Below are 18642 nucleotides of genomic sequence, written 5' to 3' on the forward strand. Positions count from 1 at the left end.
ATGTCACGTTCAAAACTAAGCCTTGCCCTTGCCGCCCTTCTGGTGCTGCCGTCATGCAGCCCCAGCGAGGAGCAGAAGCAAAATGCCGGTCAGGTGCGCGACGCGGTGATGGCAGGCCTTGCCGATCCCTTTGTTTCCGACGTGATCGGTGTTGAGGAAAAACACCTCGCGACAGACTTCTGGACCCAGGGTGCTTCAAGCGACGTGCTCAAGAGCGCGGATGAAATCCGCGCCATGAACGCGGACAGCATCAACACAGACCCGACCATGTTCGACCTTGCCGCTTTTCCCGATTCGCTCTCGGGCGAGGAGGTGAAAAAGCGCCTGCGTTCCATCAGCAATGTGCCTTCCTATCCGCGCATCTATATGAACGGTAATGGGGTCTCGGAAGCCGACTTTACGGCCTATGAAGCCATGCTGGGCGAGGGCGCGGTCGCGGACAATGTCCCGCTCCGGTTTGCGCTGGCGGTCAGGCGTACGCCGATGCGCACCTATCCGACCATGGACCGGTTATTCAGCGAAGGCGTCGCCAACTTTGATATTGACCGTTTTCAGGAATCGACCCTGTTCCCCACCGATGCTGTGGTGATCCTGCATGAAAGCACGGACGGCGACTGGTATCTGGTGCAAAGCTACCACTATATTGCCTGGGTGCAGAAAAAGGACCTTGCCATCGGGCCGCGAGAGGCGATCCTCGACTATAAAGCCGCCGATAATTTCCTCGTGGTGACGGGGGCCAAGGTGCACACGGTCTATAACCCCGAGCTGAAATCGGTATCCGAGGTGCAGCTTGATATGGGCGTGCGCCTACCGCTCGACCGGCCCGAGGCGCTGGCGCATAACCTTTATGGCCAGAACCCGTATCTTGGCCACATGGTGGTGCTGCCCACACGCCTTGATGACGGCAGCCTTGAATTCCGCCACGCGCTTATCCAGCGCAATCAGGATGTGCACATCGGCTACCTGCCGTTTACGGAAGAAAACATCATCCGGCAGGCCTTCAAGTTTTTGGGCGAGCGCTATGGCTGGGGCCACAGCTATAACGGCCGGGACTGCACGGGCTTTGTCTCGGAAGTCTACCGCTCCATGGGTATCCTGCTGCCGCGCAACTCCGGCGATCAGGGCAAAAGCGCCATCGGGCAGAATGTGCGTTTTGAAAAAGGCACCCCGCGTGCGGACAAACACGACGTGTTGCGCGCCGCCAAAGTGGGTGATCTTGTTTATATCCCCGGCCATGTGATGATGATCCTTGGGCAGGATGGGCGTGAGCCATATGTCATCCATGACGTGACTGGGCTGAATTATCTGGGCGACGACGGCGAGATTTACAAAGGCACGCTCAACGGCGTGTCGATCACGCCGCTTCTGACGCTCCAGTCTTCCATCGAGCGCACCTATGTGGACGCTGTATATACTGTAAAATCGATCAGATGATCTGAGGGATAGGGTCTTTTCATGAAAATCACAGGCTACAAACTGGGTATGTTGCGGGTGCCGCTTGTCACCCCTTTCAAGACCGCTCTCCGTACGGTCGACCACATCGAGGATGTCATCATCATCATCGAGACCGACAGCGGCCACAAGGGCTATGGCGAGGCCCCGGCGACGGCGGTGATCACTGGTGATACCCATGGCTCTATCCTCGACGCCATCCGCACCTTTATCATGCCGCGGCTCATCGGCATGGACGTGACTGACCTCAATGACATCACGCAGATCATTCAGGGCGCGCTGGTGAACAACTTCTCCGCCAAGGCGGCGGTGGAGATCGCCATCTATGACCTGTTCGCGCAATATTATGATGCGCCGCTCTATAAAATTCTGGGTGGCGGGCAGCCGCGCCTGTCGACCGACCTGACCATCAGCGTGGATTATATCGACAAGATGGTTGCCGACAGCATCCGCGCTTGCGACATGGGCTATGAAACGCTCAAGATCAAGGTTGGCAAGGATATCGGCGTGGACCTCAAGCGCGTGAAGGCGATTTACGCGGCGGTCAAGGACCGTGCTCTGCTGCGCCTTGATGCCAACCAGGGTTGGTCGCCGCGCCAGACTGTGGCGGCGCTGCGCGAACTGGAAGCCGCAGGCGTCGAGTTCGAGCTGATCGAACAGCCGGTCAAGGGCGAAGACCTCAAGGGCATGAAATATATCACCGAGCGTGTCCGCACCCCGGTGATGGCGGATGAAAGCACCTTCGGCCCCCGCGAGGTGATCGAACTTATCCAGATGCAGGCGGCCGACATCATCAACATCAAGCTGATGAAAACCGGCGGCATCTCAAACGCGATCAAGATCGCTGACATCGCCTCCATCTACGGGGTGGAATGCATGATCGGCTGTATGCTGGAAAGCAGCATCAGCGTCACCGCCGCCGCGCATCTCGCGGTTGCCAAGCCGAACGTGATCACCAAGGCGGACCTTGACGGCCCGTCGCTGTGTCAGTTCAACCCGGTTGACGGCGGCGCCAATTTCGACGGCTCCGAGATCACTCTCTCGGACGCGCCGGGCCTTGGCATCAAGAATATCGAACACCTGACAATGCTGGATGACTAGCATCACGACATGAGGCAGGAATAATGGCACAAAAGCTGTTATTCCCCGCACACATCCCGCACACATCCCGCACAGATTTTGCCCAAAAGCCGGGTTTCCCCGCGCATATCTCGCACGGGATTTTGCACATAAACGAGGAATATTCCTGCTTTTGCACCGCCGGATTATTCAGTCACGAATAAAATTCAGGTCCTGAATGTCGAAGCTGAAGTCAAAATCAGCGGACATATGCGCCATCTTGAAACCGGTGACCTTGCCATCAAGGTTGGTCTCGAAGCGCACATAGGCGTCCTCGCCGATCATCGGGTCATCCCAATGAATGACAAAGGTATTCTGCTCAAAAGGCTCAAGGGTTCCTGTAAGTTTGACGGCTTTTTCCGAGCTGAAAAGCAGGGCGTCGCCGTCCATTTTCACCGTCGCGGTGCCCAGCCATGCGTCCCTGTAGCTGCCGGCATAGGCATCAAGCGGCAGGAACACTTCGCCCGTGCCCTCGCGCGGGGTGCCTTCCGCGGCGGCCTTTGCCGCCAGCCGGGCGCTGAGCCAGTCGTCATAGACCGTCACCCAGTTGCGTTCCGGCGCGTCCAGAAACCCGTGTAAAATGGCCTGCATCACCGATGTCCGCGCCCCGTAGTGTGAGCCGTTATTCAGGATAATGATGCCCAGATCCAGCTCCGGCACGAGGCTGAGGTACGCCTGCATGCCCGAAAGTGTACCGGTGTGGGAGATCACTTCACGGCCCATGACATCGGCCTTGCGCCACGCCAGCGCATAGGTGCGGAAGTGGGTGTTATTCCAGTTACGGTCAAGGCTGCCGACGCCCAGAATAGTTTCGGATTGCCACATCTCATCGCGCCGCGCCTGGGAAAAAACCCTGATGCCTTTGGGGCTTATACCCCCCGCCAGTTGCGTCAGCATCCATGTGCTCATGCCGCGTATGTTGCAGACCATGCCGCCCGCCGCGGCCGAAACCGTGGCTTTGCCACCGATAGCGTTGCGGGGGATGGTGACCAGTTTGCCGTCATGCCAGCCGTGTGGTGTCGCGACATTGCCAAGGCTTTGCATCGGGATGTCGCCCGCGAAGCAGCCCATGCCGAGTGGGTCGAGAATACGGGTCTGGACAAAATCTTCCCAACTTGTGCCGCTGGCTGCGGCGACCACTTCGCCCGCCACGATATAAAGCAGGTTGTCATAGGCGTATTCGCTGCGGAAACTGGATACGGGCTTGAAATGGCGCAGGTTTTTAATGATTTCCTCGCGTGTGAAACCAGAGGGCTCCGGCCAGAGCATCAAGTCGCCAGCACCCGCGCCCAGCCCGCTTCGGTGGGTCAGCAGGTCGCGGACGGTGAACTCACGCGTGACCCAGGCATCCATCATACGGAAGTCAGGCAGGTAATCGATCACCTTGTCATCCCAGCCAAGTTTGCCTTCATCGACAAGGACGGCGAGCGCGGCCGAGGTAAAGGCCTTGGTGGTTGAGGCGATGCGGAACAGGGTATCGGGCGTGACCGCTTCGCGGCTATTCATATCGCGGATGCCATAGCCTTTAAGATGGATAACCTCGCCGTCCTTGACGATGCCAACCGCCATGCCGGGTGTGTTGAAGCGCTCAAGCGCTTCGCTCACCACGGACTTGATTTCTGCCTCTGTCAGCGCATCGGCCCGCGCCGTCATGGGCCCTGCCAGCAGCACGGCAGCAACGGTGAGTGACTTCAGTATGGCGGAAAACATAAGGGGGTCCTTTGCTGACTAGATCAAAAACAGCCCGGTGACGAGATAGAGCACAATGGTCACGCCGCCTACCGCCAGCGCGTAGGGCAGCTGTGTGCGCACATGGTCGAGCAGTTCACACCCTGCGGCAAGCGAGGACACAAGCGTTGTATCGGAAATGGGCGAGCAGTGGTCGCCAAATACGCCGCCGCCAAGGATCGCCGCCAGGAGGAAGGCCGGCGGCAGGTCGAACACCCCGACAAGCGGCATGGCGAGCGGGATCAGGATGGCGAATGTGCCCCAGCTGGTGCCGGTGAAAAAGGAGATCAGCCCGCCAGCAACAAACAACAGTGGCGCAAGAAGAAGCGGGTGCAGGTTGCCGCCCACGACACCGGCGATAAATTGCCCGGTGCCAAGGCCTTTGAGGCTGCCGCCCAGCGCGATGGACAACAGCAGCAACAAGGTGATGGGCAACAGCTCGTTCATGCCCTTGATGCCGATTTCAACAATATGTTTGTGGCTGAAATTCCCGTCAGTGATCAAGAGGAGGTAGCCTGTAAGGCAGCCAAGCGCGGTGGCATAGAGGATCGAGCGTGAGCCGCTGCCCGCCGCCATGTCGCCGCCGCCTGTCCACAGCATGAAGCCGATCATGCTGAAGATCATGACAAAAAGCGGCACGATCATAAAACGCGCGCGGGTGGCTTCGAACTGTTCTTCCTGCACTTCATTTTCTTCAAGTCCGGAGGTGTCGGGGTTTTCGGCGGTCGCCAGCGGGCCAAAAAACCGGCCGGTTGCGGCGGAGTAGAAAACGACGATCAGGGTGACAATGGCGTAGAAGTTGAAGATGACGGAACCCCAGAGAACTTCCGCAGCACTCACCTCAAATTCATAGGCGTTAAGCAGCGCAAGCACAAAAGCCCCCCAGCCGTTCAGCAGCACAAGAATGCAGACAGGGGCGGAGGTGCTGTCGATAAAATAAGCCAGTTTGGTGCGGCTGACGCCGTAACGGTCAAAAAGCCCGCGCGAGACAAGGCCTGCGGTCAGGACGCTGAGGTTTGATTCAACAAACACGATTACGCCGATAATGGCGGAGGTGAGGCTGGCCTGCCGGCCGGACTTTACCCAGCCGCGCGAGACGATGATATTCACCACCGCCGCGACCCCGCCGGAGCGGTACATGAAGGCCAGCAGGGCGCCGATCATCAGCGCGAAGGTCAGCAGGCGGGCGTTATCGAGGTCGGTCAGCGTGCCGACGATGCGGTCCATCATATCAAGGCCCGCGATGGGCAGGTCGGTGATGATATTGGCTTGCTGCAGCGCCTCAGAGGCAAAGATGGCGAGGATGAGCGCGAGCAGGACCTCCTTGCGCCAGAGCACGACGCTGATCGCGATAATTGGTGGCAACAGTGAAAGCCAGCCCATGTGTTTCCTCCCCTAAAAACATGTGCCCCGCGTGAGAAAAAGGCGGGGGCATGGGCGAGATTGCCCAAGATTTCTGTTGTCTTCAAGCTAATTATTCCATTAGGAATAATATATTCAATAATATATGCGGTTCTATTCTCAAGCGATTCCAAGGAATTTCCCCATGAAACCCAACTATAAAGACGGCGAGCTGATGATGGAAGGCGTGAAACTTTCCACTGTCGCAAGTGTGATTGGCACCCCGGTCTACTGTTATTCGCGCGGGAGCATCGAAGCCGCCTATCGGGGATATGAGAATGCGTTTGTGCCGCTTGCAAATACCCTGATCTGTTATGCCGTCAAGGCCAACACCAACCAGGCGGTGATTGGTACGCTGGCGGCGCTGGGAGCTGGTGCCGATGTGGTATCGGAGGGTGAGCTCAGGCGCGCGCTCAAGGCTGGGGTGCAGGCGTCAAAAATAGTTTATTCCGGCGTTGCTAAAAAGCATGGCGAGATGGAATTTGCTCTCAAGGCCGGAATTTATCAGTTCAATGTGGAATCGGAACCCGAGCTTCTGGCGTTGAGCAAGGTCGCGGATCGGCTGGGGCTCACGGCCAGTATCGCGCTCAGGGTCAACCCGGATGTGGACGCAAAAACCCATGACAAGATCGCGACAGGCAAGTCGGAAAACAAATTTGGAATCCCCTGGCGGCGGGTCCGGGCTGTTTACCGGCTTGCCGGTTCGCTACCCGGTATCCGGGTGCAGGGCATCGCCATGCATATCGGCTCACAGCTTCTGTCGCTTGAGCCATACCGGGCGGCCTATGGGCGGCTCGCTGAAATGATTGATGCGCTTGTGTCTGACGGCGTGCAGCTTGACAGCATCGACATTGGCGGCGGTCTGGGTATCCGGTATGAAGATGACCAGCCTGTGCCGCCTGAACCGGCTGAGCTTGCGGCTATGGCGCACGAATGCCTCGGCCATTTTGGGGGGCGCCTGATCATCGAGCCCGGGCGTTCCCTTTTGGGCGCAGCCGGGGTGCTGTTGTCGGAGGTGATCTATGTGAAGTCGGGCGAAAGCCGGGATTTCATCATTGTGGACGCGGCGATGAACGACCTCATTCGCCCCGCCATGTATGACGCGTATCACGGTGTGACGCCACTTCAGGCGCCTTCTGGGCCCGCGCGCAATTACGATATCGTCGGGCCGGTGTGTGAAAGCGGGGATACCTTCGCCAAGGCACGGGCCATGTCCGAGGTGAAAGCGGGAGACAGGGTGGCCTTCATGGATACAGGCGCATACGGCGCGGTCATGGCCGGGACCTACAACAGCCGCCTTCTGGTGCCCGAGGTGATGATAGCCGGGGCGCATTTTGGCATTATCCGCCCGCGCGGGACATATGAAGATCTGATCGGCCTCGACAGCTCGTGGGATGAGGTGCCGTCGGTCAAGGAAGTCAGGGAGGCCTAGAGGTTTTCAACCGCCTGCTGGCTGAGGATAAGGAGCTCGCGGCCGTGGGTGTCGCGGCTTGAAAGCACCATGTAAAGGGCGTCAATCAGGTGCTGGAGCGCGACGCGGGCTACAATGTGCGGTGCGCTGGCGCTATATTGGCTGGCAGCCCGGTCATCAAGGGTGAAAAGGCTGTGGTCGGCCAGCAGGCTCAAGGGGTTCACATCATATTTGGTCAATGACACGATGGTCAGCCCCGCCTCTTTGGCGGCTTCGGCCAGTTCGATCACATGGCCATTCTGCCCCGAGACAGAAAGTGCAAAAAGTACATCGCCGCGCCGCATGCTGGCGAGGTTGGCCCGCTGGACAAACGGATCGCTTTCGGCCACGACCGACTTGCCCATGATCATCAGCTTGAGGGCAAAATCCTTCACCACCAGGGAATAGCCGCCAGCAGCGACAAACTGGATACGGTTGGCCTTCTCGATCGTGCGGACCACGTCCAGAAGCGAGTTTTCGCTATTGAGTTCGGCAATGGTCTTGACCACGTCAGCCTTGGTTTGCGCCAGCTCCTCAAAGATGGTGTCCGCGCCTTCGTGGTTTGATGGGGCGGGGATCTGGCTGAGGTCGATCTGGGCGCTGCCGCGCGCCAGCTCTTCGCTGACGGCGAGCTTGAGCGCGGGGTACCCCCGGTAGCCAAGCTTCTGGCTGAACTTGACGACGCTGGACTGGCTCACGCCAACAGCTTCCGCCAGTTGTTGGGAGGAATAGTCCCGCAACAGGGTCGCATTGTTCAGGATGAATTCGGCAAGTTTCCGTTCGTTTGCAGACATGCCGTTAACTGCCCGCCGAATATTTGCCAAACAATCGCTCATCGAGAATTTTTACCCCGTCTGTTGCCACATTGCCTTGGGCGGTGTTTGCCCGCCCCGGTGCCTGTGCCAAACTCCCTCTCCTTCATTTCGTTTAGGCCGAAAGCAGCCTCAACTCAAGCATTACGGTTAAAGACCATATCCGGTTTTCGACTTTGCCCTAGTTTTCAGACTCGGTTTCGAACCAGCGGACCCACCAGCGCAGCACTTCATCTTCTGCGCGGTACATGGGCGAAATGCCTGTCCCCGGCGCCGGGTCATTTGCTGTACCGGTAATGAGCGCAATCAGGGCTGCGTTATTGTCAAAGTCGATCCAGAATTGACTCATCAAGCCATAGGCGTCGCCAAGGTGGCCGACAAGATAACGCCGATCCTCCGTGATGCCCCATTCCTTCAAGTTCACGATATGGGTTGAGAGGCCGTAGGCCGTCATCAAGCCCCTCGATGGGCCGTCCGGGTCTGCATCTTCGCCTGTTGTGTTGCCGTTTTCGGCTGCAGAGTCATGCAGCCAAACAGGCTGCGCCATTTCGCTGATGGTTTGTGGGTCCAGGAGGTGTGTGTTTTGGGTATCCGCGCCGCCGTTCATCATGAACATGGCAACCTTGGCCAGGTCTCTGGCTGATGCGCGCAGGCCGCCTTGCGGGGAAAAAAGAGTCGGGTTCTGTCCCGGCTTGTAGCCTTCGAGGATAGGCCCAGGCTGATCGCCCCGGGCGATCGGTTCCATGCCATAAAAACAGGAAAAACGAGCGCTGTCGATCTGGGGTACCCAGTCACCTTCCGGGCGCCAGTTGCCGTCATCATCCCGCTTGCGAAAAAGGGTGGCCATGGTATCCGGTGCCTGTGCCGTAACGTCACACACGTTATAGCTGGCACTCAGGCCCAGTGGCTCAAGCACGGCCTCTCGCATGTAGATGTCAAAGCGTTTGCCGGTGACCTTTTCGATAATCCCGGCCATGATGCCGAAATTGAGATTGGAATAGGTGAAATATTCGCCCGGTCCCCTGTTCCTGCCGCTGGCAAAATGGGCACCCCCTTCATAGTGCTTGCCGTAGGGGCGGAAAAATTCCTCGAACTCTTCCCCGCCCTTCAGCCAGTAGTAGCTGCCGTCGCGGATGCTGGACGAATGCGAGAGAATCATGCGCAGGGTGATTTCATCATCGGGGAAGTTCGGGTTCCTCAATGGAAAGCCGAGATAGTCGGATACATCGGTATCAAGATTGACATCACCGGCTTCCACAAGGCGTAGAAGTCCGATGGTTGCCACCAGTTTGGAGATTGAGGCAACGCGCATCTTGTGGTCGAGGTTAAGGGGAATAGTCTTGCCCCCATCCACGCGCGCAATACCGGCGGCATATTCAAACACCGGTTCCCCGTCCCTGATAACAACCATCTGCAACCCGCTGATTTCCGGGGACCCCGGTACCTTGCCCGCAACAATGGCATCAAGTTCCTGACGCGCGGTGGGGGGGAGCGCGTCATGAGCCAGCGTGGCGGAGGAGAAGGCAATGAGAAGCCCCGCAGCTGCAGGGGCAGCCTTGATTTTGAGAAGGAGTTTTTTCAAGTGCTGCCTGTGCATGATGCGGACCTGTGTAGGGTTCTGTGGTTGACCTGAATACATTATTCAAAATCGGGCACCGGCCCGCTCGTCATATTGAATATATTATTCCAATCAAGTCAAGGCCTATATATTCAACCAATACTTGAATAATTCTATTTATTGTAAGCGTAGAACCTGCCCCGCCCTGGCTGGCGTTGCTTTGTTGTCCTGATACGCGATGTACCCCCCCACCAGCACAATATCAAAGCCTGTGGCTTTTTCATGGGGGGCGATATAGCTGGTGTTTTCCCGCACGTTTGCGGGGGTGAAGATCACAAGATCGGCGGCCATGCCGGGTTTTATGACGCCGCGGTCGGCAAGCTGCATGATCTGCGCTGGCAGGCCGGTCGCTTTATGGATGGCCGCTTCCAGGCTCAGCTGGTTTTGCTGCATGACATAGTATTCGATCAGGCGGGCGTAGGTGCCAAAAGCGCGCGGGTGGCGCATGGTCGGGCTACCGTCGGTCGACAGCGCAACATTGGCATCGGCAAGGAGCTTGTCCACGACCGTGCGGTCCATCACAAAATGCGCGGCGGAACCACCCCTTGGGCCGAGGTCTGCGATGAAGCCGGCGGGCGGTTTTCCGGCGGCTTTCGCTGCTTCAGCCAGTGTTTGCCCGGCGTAGGGTTGCGTGCCGAACAGCAGGGCAGCGGGCCCGCCGCGCCTGGTGATGCGCTTGCCGAGATAGTCAAGCAATTCATCGTCCCGTTGTTGCCGGAGGGCGGTATAGTCCGTGGGCGGTAGCGCCCATTCAGGGAACAGGATGCCGATGCCGGTGTAACTGGCGGCATATGGGTAGACGTCGGCGGTCAGCCTTGTGCCGGTTTCGCGCTTGCCGGCCATGAAGGCCAGCAAGCCGTCGGCGCGGGCCTCGCCTTTGCCGTATACCACCTTAAGGTGGGAGACATGCACCCGGCCCCTGGGCGCCATGGCTACCAGTTCACCTATGGCGTCTTCCACGTCTGCGTCGTCCTCGCTGCGCATATGGCTCATGATAATGGCGTCGGTGTTGGTGATGACGTCGCCAAGTGCCCGTAATTCGGCGGTTTCCGCATACACGCCGGGCACATATTCAAGCCCCAGCGACAAGCCGAACGAGCCTGCGGCAAGATCCTGCCGGAGTGTGCGTTGCAGGGCCTCTGTCTGCGCCGGGGACAGTGCCCGCGTTCCGTCCGGGATGCCTGCCAAGTGGCGCACCGTGCCGTGGCCTGACAGAGGGATGACATTGAGCTGCAGCCCTTTGGCCCCTGCGCGTTTTTTCCAGCCTGCAAGGCCACCCTCTCCGCCTGTCAGGCTGTCGCTGCTGCCGTCCATGCCAAGAGTGACGGTAGTGACCCCCATGGCGAGAAAGTTCTCAAAGGACTGGGCAACCGGATCGCCGTGGGTGTGCAGGTCGATAAAACCGGGGGCGACGACGCGGCCTTTTGCATCAATGCTGCGGCTGGCGGTTTTTGGCCCCTCCCCCGGCGCGTGGATGCTTTTGATAACGCCGTCTTCCACCAGCAGGTCTGCTGAGAAGGTGGCAGCGCCTGTCCCGTCGATGACGACGGCGTTGCTGATCAGCAGGCTGTCGTCAGCGTATGCACCCGTACCCAGGAACAGGCAGCAGGCGAGGGCTTTCAGGGCTTTACGCATGGTATTTACTCCGTGACAAACAGCGGGAACAGGGTCTGGATCACATCGGCACGAATGATCTCGCGCGTTTTGAAGGCTGTATCGCTGGCGGTGTTGTTGTTGTAGATCGCGGCTGTTTTGCTGTCTGGTTCCACATAGACAAAAGCAGTAAAGCCAGCCTGATCCCCGGTGTGGCCTACCAGCCGGAAGGGGATGTGCGTTTCGCTCTCGGGCACCTGAATGGTAAAAAATACCATACCCATATATTCGGCGACGGACGTGTCGTCGGTCGGGTAGAGCGTCTGCCACATCTCGTCAAATGTCTCACGCTGGAGGATTTCGGGCGCGCTGTCGTCCAGCCCCAGCCAGGCATTCAGCCACTTGACCATATCCGCGACAGGTGCATTGAGGCCGCCGTTACCGCTGGTGGCGCCAGTGTCGAAATCAAGCCCATAGGCCGAGAGCTTGTTGCCTTTCAGCCAGTAGCTGTTCGATCGGTCCTTCAAGAGGTGATAGGGTGTCGTGTCGAAATAGCTGCGCGTCATGCCGAGCGGCATGAGGATATTCTTGCTCACATATTCTTCGATGGTGTCACCGCTGACAATCTCCACCACGCGGCCCAGCATGCTGATGCCGGGGTTGGAATAGGCAAACCGACTGCCGGGCTCAAAATGAATACGGCTGTACGGCATCATCGCGGCCACCTGTGACCAGGCCGCGGGCTCAAACGGGTGCCACTTCTCCCCGCCGCCCCACGGGAAGGTGGGTGAACGAAACCCCGCCGCATGGCTGATCAACTGCCGGAGCGTGATGTCATCCATGCTGCCATATGGGTTATAGACCTGTCGGACCTCTGGCAGGTATTTGCTGATCGGGTCATCAAGGCTCAGTTTTCCCCGGTCGCGCAGTTGCATCAGCGCCGTGGCGGTGAAGGTCTTGGTGATCGACGCCCAGTGGAAGACGGTGTCTGTGCCAACCGCCCGGCCGCTCTCTTTGTCGGCAAGGCCATAATTGTGGCGCGCCAGTATTTTGCCGTTCTGCAGGAAAACCAGGGTAGCGCCAACGGTGCCGACCTCCGCCATCCGGGCGTCAAAGCGCCGCTCGACGGACGTCCAGGCTTGATCAAAATCGCTGTCCGCGGCCCCGGTCTGAAAGCTGACCGCGCATGCCAGCGCGAGGCTGACCGTCCGAATCATTGTACGCATAGTGCCCCCTTTTTTATCTGATCAGGCTGACCTGCTGAGCCCCCCGTTTCCCCAGAGTCGCGTGGGTGTGAGCGCTGTTTCACTGATACCGTATTCCGCAAGCCAGGCGGGCATTTTTCCGTTCAGGATCAGCCCTGACGAGAGCGCCGCCAGTGCGGGCGCAGTCTGAATGCCGTATCCGCCTTGCCCGGCCAGCCAGAAAAACGCGGGCAGGGTCGGGTCAAACCCCGCAACGGGGGTCCTGTCAGCAACAAAACTGCGGAGCCCGGCCCAACTATGCGCCACACGCCTTACATTGAGCGTGGTTGCCGTCATCACCCGGTCCACCGCGATAGCGATATCCAGCTCCTCGGGTTGGGCGTCGCAGGCGACACTTTCTGTCTCATCGCACGGCGATACCAGAAGCATGCCCGCGTCAGGCTTGAAGTAAAACCCTTCATCGACGTCCATGACCATGGGCCATGCGGCCGGATCCACCCCGGCGGGTGGGTCCACAAGGATGGCGGTGCGTCTTTTCGGCATCAGCCCGATCTCACGCCCACCCGCCAGCACGCCGATATGGTCCGCCCACGCGCCGGCAGCGTTCACGAGCGCGGTACCACTGAATTCGCCAGCGTTGGTGGTAACCTGCCACACGTCGGCGGTGCGCGATATCGCCGTTACATCAGCCCCGGTTTGCAGCACGCCGCCGCGGGCGCGGAAAAGCTTCAGATAGCCCTGGTGAAGACCATGCACGTCAATGTCGGCGGATGCGTCCTCGATCAGCGCGCCAATCAACTCATTACCCCGCAGGATTGGTACCATTGCCTCTGCATCCTGTGGGCTGACCCACCGGGTGTTGGCTGCAATGTCGGGCTGTTTTTTCATCACATCAAACGCCTCCGCCTGCGCGGCGGTGGCAATGAACAGGGTGCTGCGCGGGGTGAGAAGATGGCCTGTCGTGAACCCTTCCGGCGGAGTATTCAGGAACGGTCGGCTCGCCCGTGAGAGGGCCCGGACGGGCGCACTGCCGTATATCTCTGAGAACAGCGCGGCGGAGCGGCCGGTTGCGTGGTATCCGGGCTGGTCCTCGCGCTCCAGCAGCAGCACCTTCCGCTCCGCTGCCAGTTCGGCCGCGACAGAAGCGCCAGCCATGCCGGCGCCGACAACGATAATATCAAACTCTGTATGTGACATGATTGACCTGTTTACTCTATCCCGCTGTCGCAACATCGGCGTCAGCTATTTTGGAATAAATTATAGAATAATGAGTAAATTAGGAATAAAAAATTATAAATTATAAATAATCAATATAAATCAAATACTTATAGATTGTATTTGTGGAATTTCTCGTTTGGAGAGGTGCCGCAACCCCCTGAAGACGGTTTTGATCAACTCTTTGTCGTGGTCTTCAGGGTAGGCGCCATAAACCGGGTAGGTGAAGGCAGGGGCGTTTTTGACCCGCATCAACTCCCCCGACAGTAAAAAGGGCGCCGCGATGCGCAGCGGGAAATACCCCGCTGCCCGATTTTCCAGCAGAAACGATATGCCCAGTGTGCCGACATTCAGATTAAGGGGCGGTGTGGCCATGCCTGGGAAATTCAACGCATGGTCGGCCTGGAACTCGGGGCCCCAATCGACAAAAACATAACGTCCCTTGTCCAGCTTCGGGGCGGCAAGGTCACTGCTGACAAGGACGAGCTGTTCTTCGAAAACCTGCCGGATAACGATGCCGGGCCTGGCGGTAGGCCGATACAGGACCGCAAAGTCAATGAGGCCATCGAGAAGCTGTTGTGTGAGCGCTGTTGACGACGCCATCATCTGGGCGCGGATGGCAATTTCCGGCGCGTTGGTGCGCATCCACGGTAGCCATTTGAGCAAAAAACCATCCCACAGGCTTGGCTGGCCGCCGACTGTCAGTCGTTTTTTCTGGTCTTCCGGCAGCGCGAGGGTGAGCTTGGCATGGTCCCACATGCGCACAATCGCGGCGGCGTGGCGGGCGAACTCCCGTCCAATCTGTGTCGGGCTGGCACCGGCGCGGTTGCGAATAAAAAGCTGCTGCCCCAGGGCGTCTTCCAGTGCCTTGATGCGCGTGCTGACGGTGGACTGAGCGACGCTCACCCGCTCCGCAGCATGCAGAAAAGAACCGGTTTCGAGAACGGCGAGAAATGTGCGGGCCTGCGTTATATCCATGAATTTGCTCTACTATCGCTATATCCGATATTATCTATCAAATATATCCGCTTTTCAAATAATAAACGGGGGTGCAGAACGGCACAAGCAGTTAAATCCATAAAGGATACAAGAGTGCGCCGTCCTGAGCTTTATGTGAATGGCCCGGATTATGGGTATGGCGAAAATCCGAGCCAGTCGTTTGATCTGCAGTGGCCGCTGAGCGAAGTGATGCTCAGTGCGGAGATGAGCTGTGACCAGACGATTGAAGACATTGCCCGCAAATACCGGGTCAATGTCGGTGATGTGCTTTCGCTACGCGAGAAGTACGAACTGGATTTCGGCTGACGCCCGTGGCACCGCGTGGTGATATTTCATTCTTTCCCGGCGCAGGCAGGGCAGGGGCTGGTTTTCAGCTTGCCCCGGCAGTTATCCACGGCTTTTTGACGGCAGACGAATGCGCCTGCTTGCAGGCCTATGCGACAGATAACATGATGGTGCGTGCTCGCCTTGCCGGTGGCGCCAGTGAGCATGCGATCCGCTCTGCCGGAGCGCTGTGGCTTGACGAAGACACCATGCCATGGCTGGCGACGAAACTTGTGCGGTCGCTTGCGCAGCTTTCCCGGGACAGCTTTCCTTTTGACTTTGACGGTTTTGGCGAAGGCTTGCAGTTGCTGCGCTATGATGGTGGCGGCAGTGGCCGTTCGGGCGATTTTTACGACTGGCATATTGATATTGGCGGTGCGGGTTCGACCACGAGCCGCAAGCTGAGTATTGTCGTTCAACTGAGCGACCCGGCGGCTTATGAGGGCGGGCAGCTTGAGGTAAATGCGGCGGGTGACGTGGTTCAGCTTCCCGCGGTGCAAGGCACACTTGTGGCCTTCCCCAGCTTCATGTTGCATCGGGTCCGGCCCGTAACCGCGGGCACGCGGTTCTCCATGGCCGCATGGGTACACGGCCCCGCTTTTCGGTAGAGCGAAGCCATGTATTAAATGTTCTTCTGGAACAACGGGTTCATATCGCTCAGGTCGGCAACCGTAACACCGGCCAGAAACACGCTTGCTGTTTCGCCAAGCTGGATCAACAGGCCAGTTTGGCCCTGTACGGTCATTTCCGGCTTCGCCCCAAAGGGTGCTTGCGGTATTGCCCTGCTTGCCTTCATTGCCGTCGAAAATACCGTTTCCGTTAACCTCGAACCAGTGACCTGCCGCAAGGGTGTCGTCGCCAGCGCCCCCATAGAGGGTATCGTGACCGGCGACGCCGCTCCAGCTTTGGCTGTTGCCGCCGATCAGCAGGTCGTTACCGGTGCCGCCGTATAACTCGTCATCACCGGTGCAAAACAAAAAAGCGCCCACTGCTAAGCTATCTCTCCTGTCCCAACAATCTGGACCTTGGTTTATGACTGAAAGGCCGTTGCGGGCGCCGTACGACGGAAGAGAGTGTCAGATGAAATAAGCTGGCCAGCGAACAATGAGGCAGCGGCAGTTGAAGAGGGAGAGTAAGGGGAGGAGGCTGGGCTGGGACTCGCTCAGGCGCTCTGGCCCGAATAGCTTTTACCGCGCCCCACATCGCGGGCATAGGCCTCGATACGCTCAGGGCGGCCAAGAAGAAACCCCTGCACCTCATCGCAGCGACTTGCCTTGAGCATTTCCAACTGTGTTGTGGTTTCCACACCCTCAGCGAGGACCGGGATACCCAGGCCGTGAGCCAGGCCGATCACGCCCTTGACGATGCCGGCTGAATGCTTGCTGTCAGCCATCTGCATCACGAAAGACCTGTCGATCTTCAGTTTGTCGAAGGGGAAGTCCTGCAGGTAGCTGAGCGAGCTGTAGCCCGTGCCGAAGTCGTCCATCGCCAGACGAATACCAAGGGACTTAAGCTGGTTCAGGATCTCGAGAGCCCTGTCCCCGTCCGCAATGAGGACCCCTTCGGTAATTTCGAACTCCAGCCGGTCTGGTGCCAGGCCATATTTATGAAGCTTGCGTTGGACCATATTGACAAGGCCATCCTCGAGAAACTGGATGGGGGAGAGGTTTACAGCAATGCTGACCGGCACCTCCCAGGACGCCGCTTCACGGCAGGCTTCGCTCAAAAGCCAGACGCTGATGTCATTGATGACGCCGGTTTCTTCGGCCATGGGGATAAACTCAGCCGGCGAGATCATGCCCTTTTCCGGATGTTTCCAGCGTAACAACACCTCAAAGCCGACAAGCGCCTCGTCCCCCGCGATAAATTGTGGCTGGTAAACCAGGAAAAGTTCACCGCGCTGAATGGCGCCTTTCAGGTCTTGTTTGAGCTTGCGCCGCTCTTCCAGCTTTTCGTCGATGGCGTGCTCAAAGAAATGATATTGATCATGCCCTTCGCTTTTTGCCCGTTTCATGGCAATTTCGGCGCGCAGCATAAGGTCTTCCGGATCATCGGCATCCTCGGGGAAAAGCGCTATACCGGTACAGGCTGTAATATGGAACTCTTCTCCCTGCATCTCAACGGGCCGTGCCAGCGTTTGACGCACTTTCAGGGCAAGGAAGTCTGCGCCCTCGCCGCTCTCGATATCTTCCTGAATGATGCAGAACTGATCGGCGGACAGACGCGCAACAAGGTCTACCTCACGGGCCGCTTCCTTGATACGGCCCGCCACAGCCTTGAGGATTTCGTCACCGCCGGAGTGGCCAAGGCGGGCGTTCAGTTCCTTGAATGCATCAATGTCGATGAAATGCAGGGCGACCTTGTTTTCTGATTTGCGAGCAAGGGCAAATGAATGTGCCAACCTGTCCGGCACCAGCATGCGGTTGGCCAGCCCGGTGACATTGTCATGGCTTGAAAGATAATCGATTCGCTGTTCGGCGGCGTGGCGCTCCCGGATGTCGCGGACGATGGCAACCATCTGCGCCTCCGGATGGTCAGGGACCGGGCGGAAGAAAATCTCTGTCGGGATTTCCCGGGCCTCGGTCCCGATAAGAACCGCGTCACTGACATAACCTGCCGAGCGCAGCCCTATGCCGAACTTCAAATTCTGAAAACAGACGGTAAATGACATGCCCTTGAGGGTTGCCAGATGACGCCCACACAAGCCGAGGAAGCTGTAATTGGCGTCGACGATCTTGCCCTCTCCGTCCAGAAGCACGATGCCTTCGAGCGCTGCATTGGCGAGCCCGCGCAGGCGGCGACTTTCCTGACTCCGCCGCTCGGCCAGATGCCGATCGACCGTTGCGCCGATCAGGCTGAGGGTCAGGATAAGAAAAGCCGCAAGGGTAACAAATATGGCCAGCACAGAATCAGAGACTTCGCCCTCGCGGATACCGATGGTCGGATTGGCTTCCACGGTCAGCGCGGTCATGCCGGTAAAGTGCAGCGCACAGATGGCCAAAGTCAGGGCGACGGCTGTGTATATCTGTTGTTTTGGCCCCTCGAATTTCCGGTAGAGGGAAAGGGCCAGGATTGTACCGCCAATACCGGTCAGGAAAGAAATTGCGATCCACACCGGGTCGAAGGCGATGTTGCCCCAAATCCGCAGGCTGGCCATGCCGGTATAATGCATGGCACCGATACCGATGCCAACGATGGTGGCCCCCGCATACAGGTGGGTTTTTGCTGTGCTGGCAAGAAAGGTCGCGAAGCCAAGCCCTGTTAGGAAGATGGCGATGAGGACGGATAAAATGGTGGGGACCAGATCGTAACTTTTGGGCAGCCCAACATCATAGGCAAGCATGGCGATAAAGTGGGTTGCCCATATGCCAACACCCGCGGCCAGCGCGGTCAGCAAGAGCCACCGGGTGCGGGAAATCCGCGATTCACTCTCCGCGCGCAAGATCAGGCTCACCGATGTAAAACAGGCAAACGCGCAGATTGCCGCGGCCAGCAGCACCAGACTCAGGTCATGATCAATGACAAAACATCGATAAAGATCGTCTAACATACAGTTTCGCTACTACACTTTCTTCGCATTCATTCGACACTATGCCATGCACATCTTAATAGAAGGTGAGCAATAGTGAAGTGACGTGAGGATAATGTCAGCGAGGCTTGATTGACACAAGCATGACCTGAAGCCGGAACGGCGCGCATCACGTGGCGCGCTGCTAGCGTTGGCAG

At 58.2% G+C, this 18642-nt stretch carries 15 protein-coding genes and 1 pseudogene; 5 read left to right on the top strand and 11 right to left on the bottom strand.

Going from position 1 to position 18642, the window contains the following annotated elements:
• Complete coding sequence (locus OEU85_RS16625) at nt 1-1434, top strand: C40 family peptidase (RefSeq protein ID WP_262692648.1); 1434 nt, start codon at nt 1-3, stop codon at nt 1432-1434.
• A 21-nt stretch (nt 1435-1455) separates the two neighbouring features.
• Nucleotides 1456-2553 (top strand): dipeptide epimerase, encoded by a 1098-nt coding sequence (locus OEU85_RS16630; RefSeq protein ID WP_262692649.1) that lies wholly within the window; start codon nt 1456-1458, stop codon nt 2551-2553.
• A 168-nt stretch (nt 2554-2721) separates the two neighbouring features.
• Here OEU85_RS16630 and OEU85_RS16635 read toward each other — a convergent pair whose 3' ends face one another.
• Nucleotides 2722-4281, bottom strand: a complete 1560-nt coding sequence (locus OEU85_RS16635; protein WP_262692650.1) for a serine hydrolase — start codon at nt 4279-4281, stop codon at nt 2722-2724.
• Between the two features lie 18 nt (nt 4282-4299).
• The gene (locus OEU85_RS16640; RefSeq protein ID WP_262692651.1) at nt 4300-5682 is read right to left on the bottom strand and encodes a Na+/H+ antiporter NhaC family protein; all 1383 of its coding nucleotides are present in this window, start codon (nt 5680-5682) and stop codon (nt 4300-4302) included.
• A 163-nt stretch (nt 5683-5845) separates the two neighbouring features.
• On the opposite strand from OEU85_RS16640, the gene lysA reads away from it, so the two are divergent.
• Nucleotides 5846-7132 carry a diaminopimelate decarboxylase gene (gene lysA / locus OEU85_RS16645; protein ID WP_262692652.1) on the top strand — a complete coding sequence of 429 codons (1287 nt, stop codon included), beginning with the start codon at nt 5846-5848 and terminating at the stop codon, nt 7130-7132.
• On the opposite strand, the gene OEU85_RS16650 is transcribed toward lysA, so the two are convergent.
• From OEU85_RS16650 to OEU85_RS16675, 6 genes are all read right to left on the bottom strand, one after another.
• A complete protein-coding gene (locus OEU85_RS16650) occupies nt 7129-7944 on the bottom strand; it encodes a MurR/RpiR family transcriptional regulator (protein WP_262692653.1) in 816 nt (271 codons plus the stop codon). The two genes, lysA and OEU85_RS16650, sit on opposite strands and share 4 nt — an antisense overlap.
• A gap of 199 nt (nt 7945-8143) precedes the next feature.
• Nucleotides 8144-9559: a serine hydrolase domain-containing protein gene (locus OEU85_RS16655; RefSeq protein ID WP_262692655.1), complete on the bottom strand. Its 1416-nt coding sequence runs from the start codon at nt 9557-9559 to the stop codon at nt 8144-8146.
• A gap of 138 nt (nt 9560-9697) precedes the next feature.
• Complete coding sequence (locus OEU85_RS16660; RefSeq protein WP_262692656.1) at nt 9698-11215, bottom strand: N-acyl-D-amino-acid deacylase family protein; 1518 nt, start codon at nt 11213-11215, stop codon at nt 9698-9700.
• 5 nt (nt 11216-11220) lie between these two features.
• Nucleotides 11221-12399: a serine hydrolase domain-containing protein gene (locus tag OEU85_RS16665; RefSeq protein WP_262692657.1), complete on the bottom strand. Its 1179-nt coding sequence runs from the start codon at nt 12397-12399 to the stop codon at nt 11221-11223.
• Between the two features lie 21 nt (nt 12400-12420).
• Nucleotides 12421-13575, bottom strand: coding sequence for an NAD(P)/FAD-dependent oxidoreductase (locus OEU85_RS16670; RefSeq protein WP_262692658.1), 1155 nt, complete (start codon nt 13573-13575; stop codon nt 12421-12423).
• A 120-nt stretch (nt 13576-13695) separates the two neighbouring features.
• Nucleotides 13696-14571 (bottom strand): LysR family transcriptional regulator, encoded by an 876-nt coding sequence (locus tag OEU85_RS16675; RefSeq protein ID WP_262692659.1) that lies wholly within the window; start codon nt 14569-14571, stop codon nt 13696-13698.
• Between the two features lie 114 nt (nt 14572-14685).
• Between OEU85_RS16675 and OEU85_RS16680 the strand changes: the two genes are divergently transcribed.
• Nucleotides 14686-14898 carry a hypothetical protein gene (locus tag OEU85_RS16680; protein ID WP_262692660.1) on the top strand — a complete coding sequence of 71 codons (213 nt, stop codon included), beginning with the start codon at nt 14686-14688 and terminating at the stop codon, nt 14896-14898.
• Nucleotides 14899-14903: 5 nt separating this feature from the next.
• Nucleotides 14904-15524, top strand: coding sequence for a 2OG-Fe(II) oxygenase (locus tag OEU85_RS16685; protein ID WP_262692661.1), 621 nt, complete (start codon nt 14904-14906; stop codon nt 15522-15524).
• A gap of 14 nt (nt 15525-15538) precedes the next feature.
• Here OEU85_RS16685 and OEU85_RS16690 read toward each other — a convergent pair whose 3' ends face one another.
• From OEU85_RS16690 to OEU85_RS16695, 3 genes and pseudogenes are all read right to left on the bottom strand, one after another.
• Entirely contained in the window at nt 15539-15661 is a 123-nt protein-coding gene (locus tag OEU85_RS16690) for a hypothetical protein (RefSeq protein WP_262692662.1), read from the bottom strand.
• A 103-nt stretch (nt 15662-15764) separates the two neighbouring features.
• Nucleotides 15765-15905: pseudogene (locus OEU85_RS18665) on the bottom strand (calcium-binding protein); the annotation flags it as partial.
• Nucleotides 15906-16078: 173 nt separating this feature from the next.
• Nucleotides 16079-18466 (bottom strand): bifunctional diguanylate cyclase/phosphodiesterase, encoded by a 2388-nt coding sequence (locus tag OEU85_RS16695; protein WP_262692664.1) that lies wholly within the window; start codon nt 18464-18466, stop codon nt 16079-16081.
• Nucleotides 18467-18642: the final 176 nt, after the last annotated feature.

Source organism: Kordiimonas aestuarii, assembly GCF_025574465.1.
Classification (GTDB): Bacteria; Pseudomonadota; Alphaproteobacteria; order Sphingomonadales; family Kordiimonadaceae; genus Kordiimonas; species Kordiimonas aestuarii.